Source organism: Caldimonas sp. KR1-144 (assembly GCF_049446155.1).
Taxonomy (GTDB): domain Bacteria; phylum Pseudomonadota; class Gammaproteobacteria; order Burkholderiales; family Burkholderiaceae_C; genus Rivibacter.
In genome coordinates, this window is record NZ_JBMSEE010000001.1 from 520799 (window position 1) to 543107 (window position 22309).

At 70.9% G+C, this 22309-nt stretch carries 21 protein-coding genes; 9 read left to right on the forward strand and 12 right to left on the reverse strand.

What is annotated here, in order from left to right; all coding sequences use genetic code 11:
- Positions 1 to 4 precede the first annotated feature (4 nt).
- Positions 5 to 907, forward strand: coding sequence for a hypothetical protein (locus tag ACO2TI_RS02665; RefSeq protein ID WP_423281892.1), 903 nt, complete (start codon positions 5 to 7; stop codon positions 905 to 907).
- Complete coding sequence (locus ACO2TI_RS02670; RefSeq protein ID WP_423281893.1) at positions 904 to 1998, forward strand: polysialyltransferase family glycosyltransferase; 1095 nt, start codon at positions 904 to 906, stop codon at positions 1996 to 1998. The genes ACO2TI_RS02665 and ACO2TI_RS02670 overlap by 4 nt, the downstream gene beginning before the upstream one ends.
- Here ACO2TI_RS02670 and ACO2TI_RS02675 read toward each other — a convergent pair.
- From ACO2TI_RS02675 to ACO2TI_RS02695, 5 genes are all read right to left on the reverse strand, one after another.
- Positions 1974 to 2585 carry a class I SAM-dependent methyltransferase gene (locus ACO2TI_RS02675; protein ID WP_423281894.1) on the reverse strand — a complete coding sequence of 204 codons (612 nt, stop codon included), beginning with the start codon at positions 2583 to 2585 and terminating at the stop codon, positions 1974 to 1976. The two genes, ACO2TI_RS02670 and ACO2TI_RS02675, sit on opposite strands and share 25 nt — an antisense overlap.
- Positions 2586 to 2623: 38 nt before the next feature.
- Complete coding sequence (locus ACO2TI_RS02680) at positions 2624 to 3589, reverse strand: hypothetical protein (RefSeq protein WP_423281895.1); 966 nt, start codon at positions 3587 to 3589, stop codon at positions 2624 to 2626.
- 103 nt (positions 3590 to 3692) lie between these two features.
- Positions 3693 to 4619 (reverse strand): hypothetical protein, encoded by a 927-nt coding sequence (locus ACO2TI_RS02685; RefSeq protein WP_423281896.1) that lies wholly within the window; start codon positions 4617 to 4619, stop codon positions 3693 to 3695.
- A complete protein-coding gene (locus ACO2TI_RS02690; protein WP_423281897.1) occupies positions 4616 to 5389 on the reverse strand; it encodes a glycosyltransferase in 774 nt (257 codons plus the stop codon). The genes ACO2TI_RS02685 and ACO2TI_RS02690 overlap by 4 nt, the downstream gene beginning before the upstream one ends.
- 20 nt (positions 5390 to 5409) lie before the next feature.
- Complete coding sequence (locus ACO2TI_RS02695) at positions 5410 to 6228, reverse strand: glycosyl transferase (RefSeq protein WP_423281898.1); 819 nt, start codon at positions 6226 to 6228, stop codon at positions 5410 to 5412.
- 154 nt (positions 6229 to 6382) lie between these two features.
- On the opposite strand from ACO2TI_RS02695, the gene ACO2TI_RS02700 reads away from it, so the two are divergent.
- Positions 6383 to 6721 (forward strand): ComEA family DNA-binding protein, encoded by a 339-nt coding sequence (locus tag ACO2TI_RS02700; protein ID WP_423281899.1) that lies wholly within the window; start codon positions 6383 to 6385, stop codon positions 6719 to 6721.
- On the opposite strand, the gene ACO2TI_RS02705 is transcribed toward ACO2TI_RS02700, so the two are convergent.
- The 5 genes from ACO2TI_RS02705 to ACO2TI_RS02725 all read right to left on the reverse strand — a co-directional run bounded on the left by ACO2TI_RS02705 (position 6676) and on the right by ACO2TI_RS02725 (position 13565).
- Positions 6676 to 7935, reverse strand: a complete 1260-nt coding sequence (locus ACO2TI_RS02705) for a patatin-like phospholipase family protein (protein WP_423281900.1) — start codon at positions 7933 to 7935, stop codon at positions 6676 to 6678. The two genes, ACO2TI_RS02700 and ACO2TI_RS02705, sit on opposite strands and share 46 nt — an antisense overlap.
- A gap of 60 nt (positions 7936 to 7995) precedes the next feature.
- Positions 7996 to 8415 carry a hypothetical protein gene (locus ACO2TI_RS02710; RefSeq protein ID WP_423281901.1) on the reverse strand — a complete coding sequence of 140 codons (420 nt, stop codon included), beginning with the start codon at positions 8413 to 8415 and terminating at the stop codon, positions 7996 to 7998.
- A 130-nt stretch (positions 8416 to 8545) separates the two neighbouring features.
- On the reverse strand, positions 8546 to 12094 hold the full coding sequence (gene dnaE, locus ACO2TI_RS02715) for a DNA polymerase III subunit alpha (protein WP_423281902.1): 3549 nt from the start codon (positions 12092 to 12094) through the stop codon (positions 8546 to 8548).
- Positions 12095 to 12150: 56 nt separating this feature from the next.
- Positions 12151 to 12567 (reverse strand): GFA family protein, encoded by a 417-nt coding sequence (locus ACO2TI_RS02720; protein WP_423281903.1) that lies wholly within the window; start codon positions 12565 to 12567, stop codon positions 12151 to 12153.
- Entirely contained in the window at positions 12564 to 13565 is a 1002-nt protein-coding gene (locus tag ACO2TI_RS02725; RefSeq protein ID WP_423281904.1) for an NAD-dependent epimerase/dehydratase family protein, read from the reverse strand. The genes ACO2TI_RS02720 and ACO2TI_RS02725 overlap by 4 nt, the downstream gene beginning before the upstream one ends.
- Positions 13566 to 13679: 114 nt before the next feature.
- On the opposite strand from ACO2TI_RS02725, the gene ACO2TI_RS02730 reads away from it, so the two are divergent.
- From ACO2TI_RS02730 to ACO2TI_RS02755, 6 genes are all read left to right on the forward strand, one after another.
- The gene (locus ACO2TI_RS02730; RefSeq protein ID WP_423281905.1) at positions 13680 to 14417 is read left to right on the forward strand and encodes a sulfurtransferase; all 738 of its coding nucleotides are present in this window, start codon (positions 13680 to 13682) and stop codon (positions 14415 to 14417) included.
- A gap of 26 nt (positions 14418 to 14443) precedes the next feature.
- Positions 14444 to 15760: a cyanophycinase gene (locus ACO2TI_RS02735; protein WP_423281906.1), complete on the forward strand. Its 1317-nt coding sequence runs from the start codon at positions 14444 to 14446 to the stop codon at positions 15758 to 15760.
- A 17-nt stretch (positions 15761 to 15777) separates the two neighbouring features.
- Positions 15778 to 16575: an ABC transporter substrate-binding protein gene (locus tag ACO2TI_RS02740; RefSeq protein ID WP_423281907.1), complete on the forward strand. Its 798-nt coding sequence runs from the start codon at positions 15778 to 15780 to the stop codon at positions 16573 to 16575.
- 174 nt (positions 16576 to 16749) lie between these two features.
- A complete protein-coding gene (locus ACO2TI_RS02745; RefSeq protein WP_423281908.1) occupies positions 16750 to 17439 on the forward strand; it encodes an ABC transporter permease in 690 nt (229 codons plus the stop codon).
- Positions 17436 to 18125, forward strand: a complete 690-nt coding sequence (locus ACO2TI_RS02750) for an ABC transporter permease (protein ID WP_423281909.1) — start codon at positions 17436 to 17438, stop codon at positions 18123 to 18125. Before ACO2TI_RS02745 ends, ACO2TI_RS02750 begins: the two co-directional genes overlap by 4 nt.
- Positions 18118 to 18894, forward strand: a complete 777-nt coding sequence (locus tag ACO2TI_RS02755; RefSeq protein WP_423281910.1) for an ABC transporter ATP-binding protein — start codon at positions 18118 to 18120, stop codon at positions 18892 to 18894. Before ACO2TI_RS02750 ends, ACO2TI_RS02755 begins: the two co-directional genes overlap by 8 nt.
- Here the strand turns inward: ACO2TI_RS02755 and kdpE are convergent, their stop codons facing one another.
- Positions 18895 to 19605 carry a two-component system response regulator KdpE gene (kdpE, locus tag ACO2TI_RS02760; protein WP_423281911.1) on the reverse strand — a complete coding sequence of 237 codons (711 nt, stop codon included), beginning with the start codon at positions 19603 to 19605 and terminating at the stop codon, positions 18895 to 18897.
- Between the two features lie 3 nt (positions 19606 to 19608).
- Entirely contained in the window at positions 19609 to 22302 is a 2694-nt protein-coding gene (gene kdpD, locus ACO2TI_RS02765; protein WP_423281912.1) for a two-component system sensor histidine kinase KdpD, read from the reverse strand.
- Positions 22303 to 22309: the final 7 nt, after the last annotated feature.

The following is a 22309-nucleotide window of genomic DNA, read 5'->3' on the forward strand; positions in this document are numbered from 1 at the left end:
CGCGATGAACAAGCCCACCGTCTTCATCCACACGAACAACCAGCAGATGCTCGGCGCGCTGCTCGCGGCTCACTCGTTTCGCAAGCACAGCCGGCATGCGGACCGGTTCGACGTCAAGCTGCTGCGGCTGGAGGAGACGCCGCACCTGTACCGACGCGAGGGCCAGTCGTACCTGCGCATGGGAAAGCTGGCCGTGTGGCACAACGACGATCTGCAGTCGTTCAGCCCGCTGCGTCGCATGGTGCCGCAGATCATGGGTTTCGAAGGCCGCGCCCTCGTCACCGATCCCGACGTGTTCTCGGTCGGGGGCGACGTGTGGGAGCTCCTGAGCTGCGATCTCGGCGACAAGGCCCTGCTGTGCCGCAATCTGCCGGCCTCGCAAGGCGGCGGCGAGGGCCGCTGGGCGACCAGCGTGATGGCGCTGGATTGCGCTCGTCTCGCACATTGGCGCTGGGACGACCAGATCGACGCCATGTTCGCCGGCCGGCTCGACTACAAGCCCTGGATCCAGCTCGTCGACGAAGACCCGCGCCTGATCGGCGAACTGCCCGAGGTCTGGAACTCGCTCGACAAGCTCGAACCCGAGACGCGTCTGCTTCACATGACCGAACGCCTGACGCAGCCATGGAAGACCGGGCTGCCGATCGACTTCAACATGAATTTCCAAGGCCTCGGCGGCCAGCTGCGCCGCTGGCTGCGCGACCGCGGCCTGATCGGCGCGCGGCGGCGCTACCAGCCGCACCCCGACGAGCGCCAGGAGGCGTTCTTCTTCGAGTTGCTGAAGGAATGCCTCGAGAACGGCACCGTGACCGAGCGCTTCCTGCGCGACGCCATCGCCGCGCATGACGTGCGGCCCGACGTGTTCGACAAGGTCGCGCAGGCCGGGTATCGGCGCGTCGCCGCGTGAGCCTCGGCACGGCGCCGGGGCGCCACGTCTTCCTCGCGCGCAGCAGCCTGCAGTTTCTGCTCAGCGCGGCCATGGCCGAGTCGCTGCGCGACGGCCCGCGCGCGACGAGCCGCATCATCTTCCTGCCCGACATGCTCGATCCCGCGCTGCATGCGCAAGTCGTCGCATCGTGGGCCGATCCGCCGGTCGATCGGGTCGTCTTCATCGAGCCGCGCGGCGCACGGTCGGCTGCGCAGGTGCGCCGGGATCTGAGCCGCGCGCTGGCCGAGGCGCAGCCGCTGTCGGTCACCGTCTTCAACGATCGCGAGGAAGCCGGCCAGACCCTGCTGATCGAAGCAGCGAAGCGCTTTGCGCACGCCACGAGGCGCTGCGCCGAGGACGGCGCCCTCGCCTACACCGGCTTCACGTACCGGCCCCACGGCTGGTGGGTCCGTTGGCGTCAGCGACTGCGCATGGGCGCCGGCTGGGCCGACGTGCGCGTGCTGGGCACGCACCCGCTGGTGCAGGAGTACCACGCCTTGCACCCCGCGCTGTTGCGCCGGGAGCTGGCCGGGCCGCGCGTGCGCGCGCTGCCCGGCGCCGCGCTCAATGCGCCGTCGATCCGCCGCTTCGCGAACGACTACTGCGCGCGCGCCGGATTCGATCCGTCGAACGTGCCCGATAACAGCGCCTTGCTGACGCTCAGCCACTCGAGCTATGCACAGCGCAATCCCGACTACGTCGAGCGGCTGCGCACCTGCGCCGCGGCTCTCGCGGCGAGCGGCGCCAGGCTCTACGTGAAGCACCACCCGCGCGAGGTCGCGCCCGATCCGCTCGGCCTGCTCGCGCAAGGCCTGGGCACCGAGGTTCCGCGAGGCCTGCCGGCCGAATGCATCTACCTGCTGTGGCGCGAACGCCCGGTGCGGGTCATCGGCGGAATGAGCACCAGCCTGCTCACCGCCGCGCTGCTGATGCCGAATGCGCGCGTCGAGGCGTTGCTGCACGCCTCCAATGCCGGCGACAGCTGGGATCCGGCGCTGCTCGAGGCCTTGCGCATCTCGCCGTGGCGCGGCGCAGGCGGCGAGCCTCAAGCGCGCTTTTCGATCCAGTAGGTCAGCTCGTAGATCGAAAGCACGCCGGCGCAGTAGCGCTCGAACAGCTCGATCGTGCGCGGGCTCAGGTTGACGAGCGGATTCAGCAGGTCCGACAGCATCGGCACGCGCAAGCCCAGCAGGCGCAGGCGGCCATAGGGCCTGAACCCCAGCTTCACGCGCGCAAGGTGCCAGCCGGGCGTGCGCACGTAGGCCGGCACCTTGCGCGGCAGGCACGTGGTCTCGCACAAGTAGCTGAACGTGTGCACCGCAAACGCCTGGCGGTGCGTCGGGTCGGCATGGAAGTACGGGTTGGAGAAATGCGGCACGACAAAGCGCATGCGCCCGCCCGGCATCAGCACGCGATCGATCTCGGCCAGCAGCGCACGCAGCGCCTGTGCGTCGAGGTGCTCGAGCATGTGGCGCGAGTAGACCTCGTCGACCGAATGCGCGGGCAGCGAGCGCAGGTACTCCAGCACGTCCATGCGTACCTGCGCGGTGGTGTGCTCGCCGAGATCGACGCCGAGAAAGCCGTCGAGAGGTTTCGAGCCGCAGCCCAGGTTCAGGCGCAGGCCGCCGTTGGCGGCGCGAAAGGCGGTATCGGACATGGGCACGAGACAGTGAAGGAATCGCGAAGGTCGGCGCGTCAGCGCGCCGCGAGCTCGCCGAGCACGTCGGCCCAGCGACGCGCAACCACCGCCGGCGCATAGCGGGCCTGCAGCCGATCGCGCGCGGCGGCGATGCGCCGCGCGCGATTCTCGCCGTCGGACATCAGCTGCGCCAGGCCGGCGTCCCAGTCGTCGAGGACCGCGAGGTCGCGAAACTCCTCGTAGCTGGGAAGCGCGTCGGCTGCAACCGCCAGGCCGTTGATGAAGGCGGTCGCCAGCCGGTTGTTGGTCTTGCAGCGCGTGAACGGATTGCTCTGCACCGGGATCAGCGCGATGTCGACGCTGCGCAGCGCGCGCGCGAAATTGGCGCCCGACCACGGCAGGTACAGCGACGGCCACGGCCATTCGCGGCTGACCTCGCGGTAGGTGCGCCAGCGGTTGCTGACCACCAGCAACGACACAGGCTCGCGGCGATGGTGGGCCGCCAACGCCTGGGCGATGCGCGAGAGATCCTGCATGCCGCTGCCGGCATAGGACGCGCCGTGGTTGCCGAACCACAGCAACCGACGGCCCGGCGCGACGCGGTGCCAGCGCTGGAACAGCGCCAGCCGCAGCGCATGAATCGCGTCGTGGCGACGCCGATCTGCGGGGTCCGCGACATCGAGGTCGAGGCCGTCCGGTATCACCGTGATCGGCGTCGACTCCCCGCAGGCGCGGCGCACCGATTCGCCCAACGTCGGCGATGCGACCACGACGCGATCGACGGCCTCGCACGCACGCCGCAGCTGATCGGCGCGCTCGCGCCAGCGCGGCTCGTCACCCTCGGCATGGAAATGGTCATCGCACAGGTCGAGCACGAGGCGCGTGCCGACTCGCGTCCGCAGTTCGCGGGCCTGGGCGAGTGACGCCTCGTCGTAACGCTTGCCCAGCACCAGCACGCCCGGGGGCCGCTGACCCGGCTCGAACAGCGTCGCGTCCATGCCCTGGCGTTGCAGTTGGCCCATGACCTGAAGGCAGCGAATGCGTGTGCTCGCGACCTGCGACTGGGCCGAGCGAGGCCAAAAGCCGATCGACGCGCTCCCGAGCCGTTCGCGCGCAGGGCTCGCTTCAGCGATCGCGTCCATATTCCTCGACCGCGATGGATTGCAAGGCCAGCCGCTCCTGCGGCGTATAGGTCGCCTCGAGCTGGCGATCGTTGCCGCCGCTGTCGACGTTGTGCTTGGCCAGTCCATGCGCACGCGTGCCCGGCACCTCGAACAGCAGGCGGCTGAACACACTCGTCTGGCAAACCTTGGTGCCGCTGCGCCATGCCACCGCGTTGAGCCAGATATCGTCGGCGCGCGGACAGCTCGCGCGAAACGCGTCGCCCGCGGTGCGCAGCGCGTCCTGCATCGCGGGCGGATACCAGACGCCGCCCACGCCGGTGGTGAAGTGCAGCGCGCTGGGCGCGGTGGAGCGGCACGCCGGCCACTGCGCGTAGGGACGAAACCGCCCATCGCCCTCGAACGACATCACGTGCGCACGGTGCGCATGGATGAAGCCGGGCCGCCGGGTCGCCGCGGCCGCGAGCTGCGCCAGCCAGTCGTTCCAATAGATGACATCGTCGTCGGCGGTGACGAGGCCGCGCGCGGCGCTGGCCTCCATCACGGCCGGGTAATACTTCTTGTGCGGCCCCAGGTCCTCGCAAGTGCGGATCTCGAGGCCGCGCGCGACCAGGCGCTGCAAGGGGGCGGGCGTGCCGAGCTCGAGCACCGACGGTGCCACCCACAGTATCAGCCGCGAGGGTTTGAGCTGGCCGGCGCCGATGCTCTCGATCGTCCAGTGCACCTGCGGCCAGCGCGGTTCGTACGTCGTCAGCGACACGACCGGCCCGTCGGCCGAGAGGATCGATTCGCGCGATTGCTCGTTGCGCTCGGCGAGCCTGCGCATCCACATCGGCCGCACCAGGCGCTTGACACCGCGCAGCGCACGGCGGCTCAGCTCATGAGCGGCCCGATCCCACAGGCTGGGCAGCGGATGCAGCACGGCGCTCATTGCCACGCCGCGCGCAGCCAGTCGACATTGCCGATGCGCCGGTACCACTTGTGGCCGCCGCCTGCGAGCACCTCGCTCATCTTCGGCGCGCCGGCGAACACGACGATCTTCGCACCGCTCGGCAGGCTGGGGTCGCTCCACCAGCTCGGCAGTCCGCGCGGCACGCAGTCGTTCTTGAAGCTCACGCACCAGCCGCGCGGCCAATAAGACAGATCGCCATGCGCCGCCAGTTGCGCCGTCTGGAACTGCTGAGAGATCTCGTAGCGCGCCGCGGCGCCCTTCGGGTCGGCGAGGTAGGCATCGAGGATGTAGCGGTGCTGGCCGATCTCGAAGCGAAACACCGACGAGTTGCCGACGCTGTGCAGAAAGCGGTCGCGCGCCGGGTTGATCTTGCGCAGCGGCTTGCTGCGAAACAGATCGTCGTCGCGGATGATCAGGAAGCGTCCCGGATGGCTGAAGAACGGCTCCAGCGAATCGACCACGACGAGATCCAGATCGAGGAAGAGCGTCGTGCCCCTCAAGTCGAACAGGTCTTCGCGAAACACGGCCAGCTTGCGCCAGCGCAGGTCGCGCTGGCCCTCGGGCAGGCCGAGGTCGGGCAGCGGCATCACCTCGACGTCGGACGAGATGCCGTTGCCGTCGTCGGTGAAGCAGACAAAGCGGTGCGGCCGCGCGAGATGGCGCTTCACCGACGCGCGCAGGTGGTTCACGTACTCGGGCCCGTACATCGAGCCCCACTTCATGCAGATGACGTTGACGGGTGCCGTCATGCCTCGGTCCGAAGTCATCCTCAGTCGCGCCAGTTCTCGGCGATCCAGGGCACCGGCAGCACGAAGCGCTGCAGGTGCTGCCAGGCGCCGTCGGCCACGCGCGGGCCGTTGCCGAATGCCGCCTTGACGTGCTGCCAGCGCCCGGGGTGCGGGGCCTCGCGATCGTTCCAGCGGCCGAGCACGATGTCGTCGGGGTTCGGGCCGCCCGGGAAGGTGACGATGCGCGCGTCCTTGGGCAGCTTCGCCGGCACGAAATAGCGCAGCGGGAAGGCCGGCAGGCAGTGCAGGCGGAAGTGGCGCGTCCAGGCCTCGGGCCAGAGCTTGATGCCGCCGGGCACCGAGCCGGTGATGTAGTGCTGCTCGAAGCGGAACTTGTCGGCCACGCCCTGCGGGTCGGCGCGGAAGTTGTCGAGGATCTGCGGGTTGCCGCCGACCGGGAAGCGGAACACCGAGGTCTGGCCAAGTCGCTGCAGCGGCTTGGCCCAGTTGCGCGCGAGGATCACGTCGTTCGGCTCGCCGTACTCGAAGTAGCCGTCGAGCGAGCCGACGATGACCGAATCGAGGTCGATGAACAGCGCGGGCCCGCTCAGGCCCGCGACGTCGCGGCCCCACAGCACGACCTTGCGCCACTTGCCGCGCGTGTTCTTGGGATGCTCGCAACCGAGCTCGGGCAGGTCGACGCATTCGACCTCCGGGCGGATACCGTTGCGGTCGTCGGTCAGGCACACGAGGCGAAGCGGCCCCGTGGTGTGCCGGCGCGCCATGCCGTAGAGACGGTTGACGTACTCCGGTCCGTAGTGGGTGCCCCACTTCACGCAAATGATCTGCTTGGACGTCATGCTGCCTGGCGGCATCGGATTGGGATGCGGCGCGCGGCCGCGAAAGCACGGATGCTAATCGACACGGGTGCGCGCACCCCCATCGGAGCGAATCGAGGCCGCGAGACTGCTGCCTAGACTGGCCTTCCACTTCAACCACTGCCAGGGAGGCACCATGAACGTCACCCCCAACCGACTCGCCATCGTCAGCGGCTGGCTTCGCCGCTTGCTGGGCGCCGCGATCGTCGCTGCCTGCTCGATGGCCGGCGCCACCGAGGTCAACACCGCACCGCAAGCCGAGCTCGAGAAGGTGCGTGGCATCGGCACCTCGCTGTCGGCTCGGCTGATCGAAGAGCGCAGCAAGCGCCCCTTCGCCGACTGGGCCGACCTCGCCGAGCGCGTGCGCGGCGTCGGCCCGGCGAGCGCGAAGCGCCTGTCCGGTGAAGGCCTCACGGTCAACGGCAAGCCTTACGCCGCGGCCGCCGAAGCGCCCGCCCGCAAGGCCTCGCGCTGAGCGGCGCCCGGCTCGCCCCAGTCGAAGAAGCGGCACACCTCGTCGGCGCGCGCGAGGGTGTCGCTCGCGCCGAGCGCGATCAGCTCGCGGGTGTAGTCCTGCTCGAACAGCAAGTAGCTCGCGAGCGCCGCGCCGCTGGTGGCTGATGGCCCAGGCCCCGCGGTCGCCGGCGCAACGCCGATCGCGCGCAGCATCGCGCGCACCGACGGCGGCAGCGCCTGCACATGGCGGGCGGCCAGATCGTCGAGCCGCTGGCTCGGCGCGATCACCAGCACGTCGAGCGGGCGCAGCGAGGTCTGCGCCCGAGCCTGCGGCGGCAGCAGGCTCAGGGTGTGGTTGATGCGCCGCAGCCGTTCAATGTCGACCGCCAACGCGTCGAGGAAGATGTTGGACAGCGCATGCCCGGCAATCTGGGCAAGGCTCGGATAGCCGAGCGTCGCGTCGCGCACGCCCGGCGGCTCGGTCAGCCGGCCCGCGCCGATGACGAGTATGCGCTGCGCGCCCAGGTGCACGGCAGGCGAGATCGGCGCGGCCTGGCGCATCGAGCCGTCGCCGAAGTATTCCGTGCGCTCATGCAGCGCCAGCGGCATCGCGGGGAACACGAAGGGAATCGCCGACGAGGCCAGCAGGTGCTCGTGCGTGATCGGGCTGCGCACCGCGATGCGCTGCGAGCGCGTCCACGGCGCGATGTCGTCCATCGCGTCGTAGAAGGTCACGTGCTCGCCACTGCTGTAGCTCGACGCGGTGATCGCCAGCGCGCGCAGGTGGCCGCCTTCCATCAGCGCCGGCAGGCGCTGCAAGGGCACCCAGTCGCGCAGCAGCTCGGCCAGAGGGTTGTTGTCGAGCAGCGAGCGCGGGCGCGCGCGCTTCCAGCGCGCGAAGGCCCAGCCGAGCGAGAACAGGCTGAGCCAGCGTGCGCCCGAGCGCGCCACGCCCCAGGCGTCGGCACGGTAGACGTCGTGTGCGTGCATGCCGGCCCACACGGCCTCGAGCGTGGCGACGGCGCGCTGGAAGTCGTCTGCGCCAGCGGCCAGCGCGCCGGCGTTGATCGCGCCGGCCGAGGTGCCGGCGATGACGTGGAAGGGGTTGGCCGTATCGGCCGCGTGGCGCGCCTGAAGCTGCGCCACCGCGCTCAGCACGCCCGCCTGGTAGGCGGCGCGTGCGCCGCCGCCGGTGAGGATGAGTCCTGTGGTCGAGGCGGCGGCTGGGGTCATCGGGGCGCGGGCGTGACGATCGTGGCGACCATCATGCCCGCGGGCCGCAAGGCCTGTGGATCAGTCGTGACCCTTGCCCTTGCCGTGGCCCTTGCCATTGCCATGGCCTTCGCCGCCCTTGCCCTTGCCGCCGCCATGGCGCTGCTGATAGGCAGGCACGTAGGTCTGCTCGTACCACTCGTTCTTCACGAAGTACACCGGCCGGCCGCAGGCGTTGTAGCGGCCGCAGTGCTTGGCCCAATTCTTGGCATGGCCCGGCGGCACGTTGAGGTACATCGGCTGGTACACCACGCCGACCGGCGCCGGCTGGATCACCATTGGCTGCGGATAGATCAGCGCCGGCTGCGGATAGTTGCCGATGTCGATGCGCCCGTAGAAGCCCGGCTGGCCGATGCTCACGGACACGCCAACGTCGGTGGCCTGCGCCGGCAGTGCCGCGCAGGCGACCAGCGCCACGGCCGCAGAGATTCGCTTGATCATCGATTGCCCTTTCCTCGGAATCGTTGCTTTGGGTTCACTGTCAACGCCGCGTGCCGGCGAACCGCCGACAGCAAGCCGAAAGAGTGTGCCGCAGGCACGGGGCAAGGTGTAACAAAAGCCGGGCCTGGTATCACTCGTAGACAACGATCGCCTCGCCGGCGTGAGCCGCATCACGCCAGCGCGCGAGTGCCGCGTCGCTGGGATAGAAGCGTGCCTCGTCGCCGAGGTCGAGCTCGGCCTGCGCACTCGGCCGTTCGACGAACAGTCGCACCGAAAGGCCATGCACCAGCGCGCCCTGCTCGGTCTCCTGCTTGCGCGGCGGGAACTCGCGTACCAGTTGCGCGACCGGCGGCGCCGATCCGTTGACCGGCACGCGCAGGTAGCGCGCGAACTTGCAGCGCGCGGCCGCCAGGTCCCAGATCTGCTGCACGTTGAGCCGCAGGCCGCCGGAGAAGCGGTCGGGCTGCACCTTGCCCTGCACGACGATCAGTTCGTCGTCGCGCAGGATCTCGCGGTTGGCGTTGATCAGCTCCTCGTTGGCCACCGCCTCGATCGGCTCGGACTTGTCGTCGAGCTTGAAGATCGCGACGCGCCCGCGCTGCCCGTTCACGAAGCGCAGGTCGCTGACGATGCCGGCCAGCAGCTGCGGCTCGCGCGAGTCGAGCAGGTCGGCGATCTTGGTGCGCACGAAGCGCCGCACCTCCTGCGCGCTCTCGTCGAACAGGTGGCCGCTGAGATAGAAGCCGAGCGCGGTCTTCTCGTGCGTGAGCCGTTCCTTGATCGACCACGGCTCGATCGCCACCAGCTCCGGTTCCTGCGCGGCCGATCCGTGCGAGGCGTCGCCGCTGTCGCCGAAGTCGAACAAGCCACCCTGGTCGAGGTTGGCGACCTGCAGGTCTGCGTACTCGAAACCCAGTCCCACGCTGGCCAGCAGCGATGCGCGCTCGACGCCCATCGCGTCGAACGCACCGCCCTTGATCAGGGCCTCGACCACGCGCTTGTTGACGCGCTGGCGATCGACGCGGCGGCAGAAGTCGAAGAAGCTCTTGAACGGCCCGGACTCGCCGCCGCACGGGCCGCTGCCGCGGCCTTCGCGCGCCTCGACGATGGCCTCGATCGCCCCCTGCCCCGTGCCCTTGATCGCACCCAGCGCATAGCGCACCGTGCGGTCGCCGACCGGCTCGAAGCGGTAGACGCCGGCGTTCACATCGGGCGGCTCGAACGTGAGGCCAAAGTTCTGGGTCGCGTCGTCGTGGAAGATCTTGAGCTTGTCGGTGTCGTCGATCGACACGCTCATGTTGGCCGCGAAGAACTCGGCGGGGTAATGCACCTTGAGCCAGGCCGTGTGGTAGGCCAGGAGCGCATAGGCCGCGGCATGCGACTTGTTGAAGCCGTAGCCCGCGAACTTCTCCATCAGGTCGAAGATCTCGTTGGCCTTGCCGGCGTCGATGCCGTTCTTGGCCGCGCCCTCGGCGAACAGCACGCGGTGCTGGGCCATCTCCTCGGGCTTCTTCTTGCCCATCGCGCGGCGCAGCAGGTCGGCGCCGCCGAGCGAGTAGCCGCCCAGGCGCTGGGCGACCTGCATCACCTGCTCCTGGTAGACCATGATCCCGTAGGTCTCCTCCAGCACCTCCTTCATCAGCGGGTGCGGGTACTCGACCTCTTCCTTGCCGTGCTTGCGCGCGCAAAAGCTCGGGATCAGGTCCATCGGGCCCGGTCGGTACAGCGCCACCAGCGCAATGATGTCCTCGAAGACGCTGGGCCGCGCGTCGCGCAGCATGCCCTGCATGCCGCGCGATTCCAGCTGGAACACCGCGACCGTCTTGCCTTCCGAGAGCAGCCGGTAGGTCGCGCGGTCGTCGAGCGGCAGGGTCTCGAAGGCGAAATCGCGGCGGTCGGCGTGGCGCGCGACGATGAACTCCTTGGCCATCTCGAGGATGGTCAGGGTTGCCAGACCGAGGAAGTCGAACTTCACCAGGCCGATCGCCTCGACGTCGTCCTTGTCGTACTGGCTGACCGCGCTGTCGCTGCCGGGCTGCTGGTAGAGCGGGCAGAAGTCGGTGATCTTGCCTGGCGCGATCAGCACGCCGCCGGCGTGCATGCCGATGTTGCGGACCATGCCCTCGACCTTTTCGGCCAGGGCCAGCAGCTCGGCGACCTCTTCTTCCTTCTTCTCGCGCTCCTCGATCTCGGGCGCTTCCTTGCGCGCGTAGATCACGCTGGCGTCGGGCTTCTCGGGCACGCGCGCGAGCGTGACCGTCTTGCCCGGCGGCGCCGGGATCAGCTTGGCGATCGAGTCGACGTGGCCGTAGCCCATGCCGAGCACGCGGCCGACGTCGCGCAGCGCGGCCTTGGCGGCCATGGTGCCGAAGGTCGCGATCTGGCTGACCGCGTCGCGGCCGTACTTCTGCTTGACGTACTCGATCACGCGGTCGCGGTTGCCCTGGCAGAAGTCGATGTCGAAGTCGGGCATCGACACGCGCTCGGGGTTCAGGAAGCGCTCGAACAGCAGGTTGTAGCGCAGCGGATCCAGATCGGTGATCTTGAGCGCATAGGCCACCAGCGAGCCGGCGCCCGAGCCGCGACCGGGGCCTACCGGGCAGCCGTTGTTCTTGGCCCAGTTGATGAAGTCGGCCACGATCAGGAAGTAGCCCGGGAAGCCCATCTTCAGGATCGTGGCGATCTCGAACTCGAGCCGCTCGACGTAGCGCGGGCGCTCGCGCTCGCGCTGCTGTGCGTCGGGGTAGAGATGCACCAGCCGCTCTTCCAGGCCGGCCAGCGAGGCCTCGCGGAAGTACTCGGCCATCGGCATCGGTTGGCCGTCGCGCAGCGGCGTCGGGAAGTCGGGCAGTTGCGGCTTGCCCAGCTTCAGCGTGAGCGCGCAGCGCCTGGCGATCGCCAGCGTGTTGTCGAGTGCCGAGGGGATGTCGGCGAACAGCGCGCGCATCTGCTCGGCGGTCTTGAAGTGCTGCTCGCGCGTGAAGCGCTTGACGCGGCGCGGATTGGTCAGCGTCTCGCCCTCGGCAATGCACACGCGCGCCTCGTGCGCCTCGAAGTCGTCGGGCTCGAGGAACTGGATCGGATGCGTGGCCACGACCGGCAGGCCGAGTTCGGCGGCCAGCGGCACCGCGGCGCGCACGTGGGTCTCGTCGTGGGCGCGCCCGGCACGCTGCAGCTCGATGTAGAAGCGGCCGGGGAAGATGCCCGCCAGGCGCTCGGCCACCGCGCGTGCGCGCGCGGTGTCGCCGGCCAGCAGCGCCTGGCCGACCGCGCCGGCCTCGGCGCCTGCCAGCGCGATCAGCCCACCCGACTTGGCTTCCAGCAACTGCCACGGAATGCACGCCTGGTTGCCGCGCTGCACGTTGGCGGTCCAGGCATGGGCCAGCATTTCGCTGAGGTTGAGGTAGCCACGCCGGTCCTGGATCAGCAGCAGCAGGCGCGAGGCCGGCCGGTCGGGCGAGTCGGCGTCGAGCCAGACGTCGGCGCCGAGCAGCGGCTGCACGCCCTTGCCGCGCGCCGCGTTGTAGAACTTGATCGCGCCGTAGAGGTTGGCGAGGTCGGTGATCGCCAGCGCCGGCTGGCCGTCGCGCGCCGCCGCGGCGACGGCATCGCCCACGCGCAGCGTGCCATCGACGACGGAGAACTCGGTGTGGGTGCGCAGGTGAACGAACGATGGCATGGCGGCATTCTAGGAACGCCGCCGTCGCCGATCAGGGCGCCGTTTTGGTGTAGGGATCACGGCAGCTCGGCCGAGCTGCGCACGGTCTCGTACTGCGGCAGGCCGTCGGCCAGCGTCACCCAGGGCAGCTTGTCGGCGACCCAGATGTGGCGCTGGGGCACGAGCCGCGCCGGATCGTCCAGGCTGGCCAGCGTGACGTCGATCTCCTCCGCCCGCCCTTCATGGAAGTAGGTCAGCGAGGTGCCGCAGGCACCGCAGAAGCCGCGCCGCACGTGCGCCGACGACGACTGCTGCGCCAGCGCGCCGCGCACGATGGCAAAGCCCTCCAGCGCGAAGGTACCCCAGGCGACGAACGGCGCGCCGCTGGCGCGGCGGCAGCTTTCGCAATGGCAGAAGCACAGGTTGGCCACTGGCCCGCGGCCGCGCCAGCGCACCGCGCCGCACTGGCAACCGCCCTCGTAGACCGCCGTCATGCGGCGCCCCCGCCGCAGGCCGCCAGCAGCGCGCGCTCGCGCTCGGGCGCCAGCCCGGCGCGCCAGCCGTGGCCCTCGCCGCGCGACTGCGCCCACACCAGCGTGTCGCGCACGGTCTCCTCGACCGGCCGGCAGCTCAGGCCGGCCGAGAAGGCCTTGCGCCCATCGAAGGACTGGAAGCCCGCGTGCAGCGGATCGCTGCGCGGGATCCACAGCGGCAGCTCGGTCCAGGGGGCAACGCCTGCGGCCAGCAGCCGCGCCTCGTCGACCCATTGCAGCCGCGCGCCGTTGTCGGCCACGCGCGCGCAGGTGCCGAGCAGCTCGCCCATCGTCAGCGGCTCCTGGGGGCCGACCGCGTTGAAGACGCCGCAGGCGCGCGCCTCGGCGAGGCGCACGATCCACTCGGCGAGGTCGCGCACGTCGACGAACTGCACGCGCGAGTCGGCCGGCGCCGGCGCCAGCACGTCGCCGCCCCGCGCCAGCCGCGCGGGCCAGTAAGTGAAGCGGTCGGTCGGATCATGGGGCCCGACGATCAGCCCCGGCCGCACGATCAGCGCGCGCCCGGGCAACGCGGCCTGCACGATGTGCTCGCACTGCGCCTTCAGAGGCCCGTAGGTGTCGCCGTCGATCGTCTCGTTGGCATGGTCGTCGGGCATCGACAGCGGCGCATGCTCGTCGGCCCCGGGTTCGGGCGCCGCGTACACGGAGACCGACGAGACGAACACGTAGCACTCGACCTCGTCGCCGAGCGCCGCGGTCGAGGCGCGCAGCTCGCGCGGCAGGTAGCCGCAGGTGTCGATCACCGCATCCCAGCGGCGGCCGCGCAGGCGCTCGAGGTCGGTGTTGCGGTCGCCGAGGATCTCCTCGACCTGCGGCAGCGGCGGCTCGAGTGCCGTCTTGCCACGATGGAACAGCGTGAGCTTGTGCCGGCGCTCGAGCGCGGCGTCGACCAACGCCCGCCCGAGGAAACGGGTGCCACCGAGGATCAGCAAGTGCATGGGGCCCTCCACCGGCGCTTCGGCGCGCCGGCTGCCGTGGAGGCGCCAACAGTAGCGGCGGCGCACGCCGGGCGCAAGAGCGAAGGCCGCACGCCTCCTAAAATCTCGACCCCCATGACCGACGTGCTCAACATCGCCGCCTACAAGTTCGTTGCCCTCGACGAACTGCCCGCGCTGCGCCAGCGCCTGCTCGACGCCGCTTCGGCGAGCGCGCTGCGCGGCACGATCCTGCTGGCCGAAGAAGGCATCAACCTGTTTCTCGCCGGCGATGCGGCGGCGGTGCGCGACTTCGTCGCGGCCGAGCTGCGCGGCGACCCACGCTTCGCCGATCTCGAGGTCAAGGAGAGCTGGAGCGCCGCGACGCCGTTTCGCCGCCTGCGCGTGCGCATCAAGCGCGAGATCATCCGCATGGACCGCCCGGCCATCCGCCCCGCGGCGGGACGCGCGCCGGCCGTCGATGCCGCCACGCTCGCGCGCTGGCTCGACGCCGGGCGCGACGATGCCGGACGCGAGCTGGTGATGCTCGACACGCGCAACGGCTTCGAGGTCGACGCCGGGCGCTTTCGCGGCGCCCTCGACTGGCGGCTCTCGCGCTTCGGCGAGTTTCCCGCCGCGCTCGAAGCGCATGCCGCTTCGCTGCGCGGCAAGACCGTCGTGAGCTACTGCACCGGCGGCATCCGCTGCGAAAAGGCCGCGCTGCTGATGCGGGAGCAAGGCCTGGAGCACGTGCTGCAGCTCGACGGCGGCATCCTCAGGTACTTCGAGCAGGTCGGCGGGCGGCACTTCGACGGCGAGTGCTTCGTGTTCGACCAGCGCGTCGCGCTCGACGAGCGGCTCGCGCCGGCCGGCTGAGCGTCTTCGATGTCAAGATGCGGGCCGTGAGCAAGGACAACCCTTCCCTGACCCGCCGCACCGCCTTGCGCCTGGCCGCCGCCAGCCCGCTGGCCGGCCTGGGCGGCGCCGCGCGCGCGTCCGATGTGCAGGCCGCGGCCGCGCCGGCGGCGGGCGTCTCGCACGCCGGCATCGCGGTGCCCATCGGCGGCGCGCTCAAGTTCAGCAACACCGAAGTCTGGGCGCGGCTGGTGCAGCTCACCGGCGGGGCCGGTTCGGGCTGGGTCGTGCTGCCCACGGCCGCCGGCCGGCCGCAGCGTGTCGCGGTCGGCATCGCGAACGCGCTGATGCGCGAAGGCGCGCAAGTCGAGGTCCTGCCCGTCGCGCCGAGCTGGCCGGACGTGGACCTCGCCCAGGCGGTGCGCGACCCGCGTATCGTCGAGGAAGTGCGCAACGCCCAGGGCGTGTTCTTCTCCGGCGGTGCCCAGGAGCGCATCACCTCGACACTCGCCCCTGACGGCGGCAGCACGCCCTTGCTCGACGCGATCCGCGAGCTGCAGCTGCGCGGCGGCGTCGTCGCCGGCACCAGCGCCGGGGCCGCGGTGATGAGCAGCACGATGATCCGCGACGCGCAGGACAACCTGCGCGTGCTCAAGGCCGGCGCGCGCATGGGCCGCGAGATCGATCACGGGCTGGGCTTCATCGGCCATGAGCTGTTCATTGACCAGCACTTCCTCAAGCGCGGGCGCATCGGCCGCATCATCCCGGTGATGTGGCAGCAAGGCCTGCGGCTCGGCCTGGGCATCGACGAGAACACCGCCGCAATCATCGAAGGCAGCGAGATCGAGATCATTGGCGGCAAGGGCGCCCTGCTGGTCGACCTGACGCACGCCCGGCACGATCCGTCGCTGCCGGCCTTCAACCTGCGCGGCGCGCGCCTGAGCTACCTCGACCGCGGCGACCGCCATGACCTCGCCACCGGCGTCACGACACCGTCGCCGCAGAAACTCACCGAGCCGGTGATCGACGCCTCCCGCGCGGACTTCAAGCCCTACCACCAGCGCGCGCCCTTCTACACCGACATGCTGGGCGACTCGACCATCGTCAACGCGATGGGCAACCTGATCGACAACCGCGACAGCGAGCTCTACGGGCTGGCCTTCGACGGCCGCGCGCTGCGCCAGGCCGCCAGCGAGGCCGACGCGGCGCTCGGCTTCGAGTTCCGCCTCTACCGTGGCCCGGACAGCCGCGGCTGGTACACCGGCGCCTTCGGCGGCGAGGACTACACCGTGGTCAATCTCTACCTCGACATCACGCCGGTGCGCATGGGTCGCCCGTTCTACCGGCCGCTGACCTCCACCTGAGCCGCACCCGAGCCGCCATGCAAAGACGCCTGCTGATCGCCCTCGCCTCCCTGCTCGTCCTGGCCGGCACCGGCGGACATGCCGCCGACGGCCCCACGCGGCTGCGCATCGGCGTCGAAGGCGCCTATCCGCCGTTCTCCGAGGTCGGCCCCGACGGCAAGCTCAAGGGCTTCGACATCGACATCGCCAACGCGCTGTGCGCGCGGATGAAGGCGCAGTGCAGTCTGGTGCAGCAGGACTTCGACGGCATGATCCCCGCGCTTGCGGCGCGCAAGTTCGACGCCATCATCGCCTCGATGTCGATCACGCCCGAGCGCCAGAAGCAGGTGCTGTTCACCGACAAGTACTACCAGACCCCGGCGCGCCTGGTCGCCAAGGCCGGCGCAGGCTTCGAGACCACGCCGGCGGGCCTGAAGGGCAAGCGCATCGGCGTGCAGCGCTCGACCATCCACGACCGCTACGCGACCGACAAGTTCATCGGCGCCGAGATCGTGCGCTACACCAAGCAAGACGAGGTCTACCTCGATCTCGCGGCCGGGCGCATCGACGCGGCGCTGGCCGACTCGATCGCCACCGAGGTCGGCCTCCTGAAGACGCCGCAGGGCAAGGGCTTCGCGTTCTTCGGGCCGCTCTACACCGAGCCGAGCTACTTCGGCATCGGCGCGGGCATCGCGCTGCGCAAGTCGGACACCGCGCTGGCGGCGCGCTTCAACGACGCGCTGCGCGCGATCCGCGCCGACGGCACGTACCAGAAGATCGCCGAGCGCTACTTCAACTTCGATGTGTACGGCGATCCGCCGGCCACCGGGAAATAGGGCCTGTTGACGCTATGGGAGGGCTCGCGTGACTCAGCAAAGGGCCGGGGCAGGCGGGCCGCAGGGCCGTGTTGCGCGCTCGTTGCGTGCAGCCAGCACGCGGCCTCGCGCGCGCCTTGCCCTGCGGCCCGCCTGCCCCCGGCGCGAGCCCTCCCATAGCGTTGACAGGCCCTAGTGCTGCACGGTTACACCGCGTCGCTGCTCGAAGGCGCCGCGCTGACGCTCGGCGTCGCGCTGTCCTCGCTGGCGATCGCGGTCGCCCTCGGCCTGGCGGGCGCCAGCGCCAAGCTCTCGCGCTCGCGCGCGGCCGGCGCCCTCGCCTCGCTCTACACCACCGTGATGCGCGGCGTGCCCGACCTGGTGCTGATGCTGCTGGTGTTCTTCGGCGGCCAGCTCGCGGTCAACGAGATCGCCGCGCGCGTCGGCCACGAGGACTACATCGACGTCGATCCCTTCGTTGCCGGCGTGCTCACGATCGGCTTCATCTTCGGCGCCTACCTGACCGAGACCTTCCGTGGCGCCTTCCTCGCGGTGCCCGCGGGCCAGCGCGAGGCGGCGCTGGCCTTCGGCATGACGCGCTGGCAGTCGCTCGCGCATGTCGAGCTGCCGCAGATGCTGCGCCATGCGCTGCCGGCGCTGTCGAACAACTGGCTGGTGCTGCTCAAGAGCACCGCGATCGTCTCGGTGATCGGCCTGAACGACATGATGCAGCGCGCCGGCCACGCCGCCGGCGCGACGCGCGAGCCCTTCGTCTTCTATGGCGCGGTGGCCCTGCTCTACCTCGCGATGACCTCGCTGTCGGAGCTGGGGTTCGCGTGGCTGGGCCGGCGCGTGGCGGTCGGCACGCGGAGCGCGGCGCCATGAACTTCGAGGCGATCGCGCAGAGCTGGCCGCTCTATCTCGCCGGCCTGGCGACGACGGCCTGGCTGCTGCTCGCCGCGCTGGTGATCGGCGGCGTGGCCGCGCTGCCGCTTTCGCTGCTGCGCGTCGCGCCGCAGCGCTGGCTGCACGGCCCGGTCTGGCTGTTCACCTACGTGATCCGCGGCACGCCCTTGCTCGTGCAGCTGTTCATCATCTACTACGGCCTCGCGCAGTTCGCCTTCGTGCGTGAGAGCTTTGCCTGGCCGTGGCTGCAGTCCGCGGCGTTCTGCGCCGTGCTCGCGTTCGCGATCAACACCTGCGCCTACACGACCGAGATCCTGGCCGGCGCGATCAAGGCGCTGCCGGCCGGCGAGATCGAGGCGGCGCGTGCCTTCGGCATGTCGCGCCGGGTCGTTCTCAGGCGCATCGTGCTGCCGGCCGCGCTGCGCCGATCGATCCCGGCCTACGGCAACGAGGTGATCCTGATGCTGCACGGCACCTCGCTGGCCAGCGTCGTCACGCTGCTCGATCTCACCGGCGTCGCGCGCGAGGTCAACTCGCGCCACTACCTGCCGTTCGAGGCCTTCGTGACCGCCGGCGCGATCTACCTCGCGGTGACGCTGGCGCTGGTGGGCCTGCTGCGCCTGGCCGAGCGGCGATGGCTCGCCCCGATCACTCGCCATGGCTGAGCCGCTGCCCCGCCTCGCCGCCCGCGACCTGCACAAGCGCTTCGGCACGCACGAGGTGCTGCGCGGCATCACGCTCGAGGCGCGCGCCGGCGACGTGATCACGCTGGTCGGCTCCTCCGGTTCGGGCAAGACCACGCTGCTGCGCTGCCTGAACCTCCTCGAGGCGCCCGACGCGGGCAGCCTGTCGATGGGCGGCGAGACGCTCGCGCTGGTGCCCGGCCACGGCGGCGGCTTGCGGGCGCGCGACGCGAAGCAGCTGCAGCGCTGGCGCGCGCGGCTGGCGATGGTGTTCCAGAACTTCAACCTCTGGCAGCACCTGACCGCGCTCGAGAACGTGACCGCGGCGCCGATGCACGTGCTCGGCAAGAGCCGCGCCGAAGCCACCGAGCGCGCCGAGGCGCTGCTCGCACGCGTGGGCGTTGCGCACCGCCGCGCCATGTACCCGGTTCATCTCTCGGGCGGCGAGCAGCAGCGCGTGGCGATCGCGCGCGCGCTGGCGATGGACCCCGAGGTGATGCTGTTCGACGAGCCGACCTCGGCGCTCGATCCCGAGCTGGTCGGCGAGGTGCTGAAGGTCATGCGCGACCTCGCGGCCGAGGGCCGCACGATGATCGTCGTGACGCACGAGATGGGCTTCGCGCGCGAGGTTTCCAACCACGCGGTGTTCCTGCATCAGGGGCGCATCGAGGAGCAAGGACCGCCGCGCGAGGTGCTGGTGCGCCCGCGCAGCGAGCGGCTGGCGCGGTTCCTGTCCGGCGGGCTGAAGTGATCAGTCGGTCATCAACCGGTACCCGACGCCCAGCTCGGTGAGCAGGTGCTTCGGCCGCGCCGGCTCGGCCTCGAGCTTGCGGCGCAGGTTGGCGACAACGATGCGCGCGTAGTGCGTCTGCTCGTCGTAGGCCTTGCCCCAGACCTCGCGCAGCAGCTGGCGCTGCGTGACCACCCGGCCGGCGTTGGCGACCAGCACGCCCAGGAGGCGGTACTCGGTGGGCGTGAGGTGGACTTCTTCGCCGCCGCGCGTGATACGGCGCGCGGCGAGGTCGACCTCCACATCGCCGAAGCGCACCAGCGAGGATTCGTCGGCGCTGCCGCCCTGCGATCGCCAGCGGCGCAGTTGCGCCCGCGTGCGCGCCAGCAGCTCGCCGACGCCGAAGGGCTTGGTCAGGTAGTCGTCGGCGCCGGCATCGAGCGCGGCGACCTTGTCGTCCTCGCGGTCGCGCGCCGACAGCACGATCACCGGCACCCCCGACCAGCCGCGCAGCTCGCGCACCAGGCCCAGGCCGTCGCCGTCGGGCAGGCCGAGATCGAGGATCACGAGGTCGGGCCGGCGCGTGCCGGACTCGATCAGCCCGCGCTCGCGCGTCGGGGCTTCGGCGACCTGCCAGCCCTCGGACTCGAGCGCGAGGCGCACGAAGCGGCGGATCTGCGCGTCGTCCTCGACGATCAGGGCCACCGGGTGGTCGTGTTGCGCGTCGATCATGACTCAAGTATCGGCGGCGAGCTCGGGCGGGCGCTCCGGCGCCTCGCCCAGCGGCAGCCAGAAGCGGAACTCGGCGCCGCCGCCGGCGCGCTGCTGCGCCTCGATGCCGCCGCCGTGGGCCTCGACGATCGTGCGCGCGATTGCAAGCCCGAGTCCCACGCCTGGCGTCGACGACTCGGACGCACCGCGCGTGAACGCCTCGAAGATCGCGGCTTCGCGCCCCGGCGGCACGCCTGGGCCCCGATCGCGCACCGAGACCACGAGCCGCTGCGGCGACTCGAGCTGCGCCGCCACCTCGATCTCGCTGCCGGGCGGCGTGTACTTGCTGGCGTTCTCGAGCAGGTTGGCGATCACGCGCTCGACCAGCACGGCGTCCAGCTGCACGAGGGGCAGGTCGGCGGGCAGCGCCAGGCGCAGCGGCCGGCCTTCGAGAGCGCTGCCGAGGGAGCGGATCGCGCTGTCGATCACCTCCTCGATCGCGACCCAGTCGCGCTTGAGGCGCAGCGCGCCGCCTTGCAGGCGCGCCATGTCCAGCAGGTTGTGCACCAGGGTCTGCATCTGCCGGCCGGCGGCCACCAGTCCCTGCGCCATCTCGCGCTGCGCCGGCGCGAGCGCCGCATCGCCGGCCTGCAACGTCTCGGCCAGCCCGACGATCGAGGTCAGCGGCGTGCGCAGGTCGTGCGACAGCGCCGACAGCAGCGAGTTGCGCAGCCGCTCGCCTTCCATCTGCAGCGTGGTGCGCTGCGCCACCTCGACGTAGTGCAGCCGCTCGACCGAGATCGCCAGCAGCGATGCGCAGGTCTCGATCAGCCGGCGCTGCTCGGGGATCTGCAGCCGGCTCGCGCTGCGCCGCGGTTGCACCGCCAGCACGCCGCGCACGCGCATCGGCGCCTTCAACGGCAGGTAGAGCACCGGGCTGCCCGGCAGCGTGTCGGTGGCAAAGCCGGCGGGCTCGCCGCGGTCGTGGCTCCAGCGCGCGATGTCGGCGTCGAGCGCGGCCGGCAGCTCGGGCGCGGGCAGCGGCGCGCCGAGGCGGTCGTCGTCGCCCGCGAGCAGCAAGGCGCCCTGCGCGTCGAACTCGGCCTCGACGAAGCGCCCCGCGATCTCGGCCACCTGCTCCGGCAAAAGCGCCGCCGACAGGTCGCGCGACATCTCGTACAGCGCACGCGCGCGCTGTTCGCGACGCGTCGCGACGCGCGCCTGGTAGGTCAGGTTGGCGGTGGTCTGGCCGATCACCAGCGCGACGACCAGCATCACCGCGAAGGTCAGCACGTACTGCACGTCGCTGACCGCGAGCGAGAAGCGCGGCGGCACGAAGAAGAAGTCGAACACGCCCACGCTCAGGAAAGCCGCCATCACTGCCGGCCCGCGGCCATAGCGCACCGCGACGATCACCACCGCGAGCAGGAACAGCATTACCAGGTTGACCAGCTCGAACAGCGGCAGCAGCGGCGTGGCCAGCAGCGCCGCGGCGCCGCAGATCGCGGCGCTGGCGAAGTAAGTGCGCCAGCGGATGCCGGTGGGCGACGCCTCGACGCCGGCCGCCGGCCTGCTCTCGCTGCCGGGCGCGCGGGCGATCTGCACGACATCGAGGTCGCCCGCCGCGGCCGCGAGCCGCGCGGCGAGCGGCGGCTTCCACGGCCAGCGCCTGCGGCCGCTGCGCCCCACGACCAGGCGCGCGAGGTTGTGCGCGCGCGCGTAGCGCACCAGCGTGGCCGCGACGTCATCGCCGGCCGGCGTGTCGGTGGTCGCGCCCAGTTCCTGCGCCAGGCGCAGCACGCGCAGGATCGCGTCGCGCCGCGGCTGCGCCAGGCGCTGAAGCGCCGGCGTCTCGACGTAGACCGCGTGCCACTCGACGTCGAGCTGGCCGGCCAGCCGCGCCGTCGCGCGCACGATCTTCTCGCCTTGCGCGCCGGGACCCACGCAGGCCAGCAGTGCCTCGCGCGTGGGCCACACGGCCGACACCGAGCGCTCGCGGCGGTAGCTGCGCATTTCGTCGTCGACGCGATCGGCGGTACGGCGCAGCGCGAGTTCGCGCAGCGCCAGCAGGTTCCCCTTGCGGAAGAAGTTCGCCGCCGCTCGCTCGGCCTGCGGGCCGAGGTAGACCTTGCCGTCCCTGAGGCGCTGCAGCAGCTCGTCGGGCGGCAGGTCGACGACGACCACCTCGTCGGCCTCGTCGAACACGTGGTCGGGCACGGTCTCGCCGACGCGCGCGCCGGTGATGCCGCTGACGATGTCGTTCAGGCTCTCGAGATGCTGGACGTTCATCGTCGTCCAGACATCGATACCTGCCCCGAGCAGCTCGTCGACGTCCTGCCAGCGCTTGGGGTGGCGCGAGCCCGGCGCGTTGCTGTGCGCCAGCTCGTCGACGAGGATCAGCGCCGGCCTGCGCGCCAGCGCCGCGTCGAGATCGAACTCGTCGAGCAGCCGGTCGCGGTACGCAACCGTTCGGCGCGGCAACAGCGGCATGCCCTCGAGCAGCGCCTCGGTCTCGCGGCGGCGGTGCGTTTCGATCAGGCCGACCAGCAGGTCGACGCCTTGCGTGCGTGCCGCGCGCGCCGCCGAGAGCATTGCGAAGGTCTTGCCGACGCCGGCGCTCGCGCCGAAGAAGATCTTGAGGCGGCCGCGGCGCGATTGCGCCTCCTCGGCCTGGACGCGCTCGAGCAGCGCGTCGGGGTCGGGTCGCTGTTCGGTCATCTGGGAT

Bases quoted from the DNA above. Each gene is read 5' to 3' on its own strand.
- ACO2TI_RS02755 (WP_423281910.1), top strand. From the start codon at position 18,118: ATGGCTGAGCCGCTGCCCCGCCTCGCCGCCCGCGACCTGCACAAGCGC.
- ACO2TI_RS02730 (WP_423281905.1), top strand. From the start codon at position 13,680: ATGACCGACGTGCTCAACATCGCCGCCTACAAGTTCGTTGCCCTCGAC.
- ACO2TI_RS02725 (WP_423281904.1), bottom strand. From the start codon at position 13,565: ATGCACTTGCTGATCCTCGGTGGCACCCGTTTCCTCGGGCGGGCGTTG.
- ACO2TI_RS02720 (WP_423281903.1), bottom strand. From the start codon at position 12,567: ATGACGGCGGTCTACGAGGGCGGTTGCCAGTGCGGCGCGGTGCGCTGG.
- ACO2TI_RS02675 (WP_423281894.1), bottom strand. From the start codon at position 2,585: ATGTCCGATACCGCCTTTCGCGCCGCCAACGGCGGCCTGCGCCTGAAC.
- ACO2TI_RS02700 (WP_423281899.1), top strand. From the start codon at position 6,383: ATGAACGTCACCCCCAACCGACTCGCCATCGTCAGCGGCTGGCTTCGC.
- ACO2TI_RS02665 (WP_423281892.1), top strand. From the start codon at position 5: ATGAACAAGCCCACCGTCTTCATCCACACGAACAACCAGCAGATGCTC.
- ACO2TI_RS02680 (WP_423281895.1), bottom strand. From the start codon at position 3,589: ATGGGCCAACTGCAACGCCAGGGCATGGACGCGACGCTGTTCGAGCCG.
- ACO2TI_RS02750 (WP_423281909.1), top strand. From the start codon at position 17,436: ATGAACTTCGAGGCGATCGCGCAGAGCTGGCCGCTCTATCTCGCCGGC.
- ACO2TI_RS02690 (WP_423281897.1), bottom strand. From the start codon at position 5,389: ATGACGGCACCCGTCAACGTCATCTGCATGAAGTGGGGCTCGATGTAC.
- ACO2TI_RS02710 (WP_423281901.1), bottom strand. From the start codon at position 8,415: ATGATCAAGCGAATCTCTGCGGCCGTGGCGCTGGTCGCCTGCGCGGCA.
- dnaE (WP_423281902.1), bottom strand. From the start codon at position 12,094: ATGCCATCGTTCGTTCACCTGCGCACCCACACCGAGTTCTCCGTCGTC.
- ACO2TI_RS02695 (WP_423281898.1), bottom strand. From the start codon at position 6,228: ATGACGTCCAAGCAGATCATTTGCGTGAAGTGGGGCACCCACTACGGA.
- kdpD (WP_423281912.1), bottom strand. From the start codon at position 22,302: ATGACCGAACAGCGACCCGACCCCGACGCGCTGCTCGAGCGCGTCCAG.
- ACO2TI_RS02705 (WP_423281900.1), bottom strand. From the start codon at position 7,935: ATGACCCCAGCCGCCGCCTCGACCACAGGACTCATCCTCACCGGCGGC.
- ACO2TI_RS02740 (WP_423281907.1), top strand. From the start codon at position 15,778: ATGCAAAGACGCCTGCTGATCGCCCTCGCCTCCCTGCTCGTCCTGGCC.
- kdpE (WP_423281911.1), bottom strand. From the start codon at position 19,605: ATGATCGACGCGCAACACGACCACCCGGTGGCCCTGATCGTCGAGGAC.
- ACO2TI_RS02685 (WP_423281896.1), bottom strand. From the start codon at position 4,619: ATGAGCGCCGTGCTGCATCCGCTGCCCAGCCTGTGGGATCGGGCCGCT.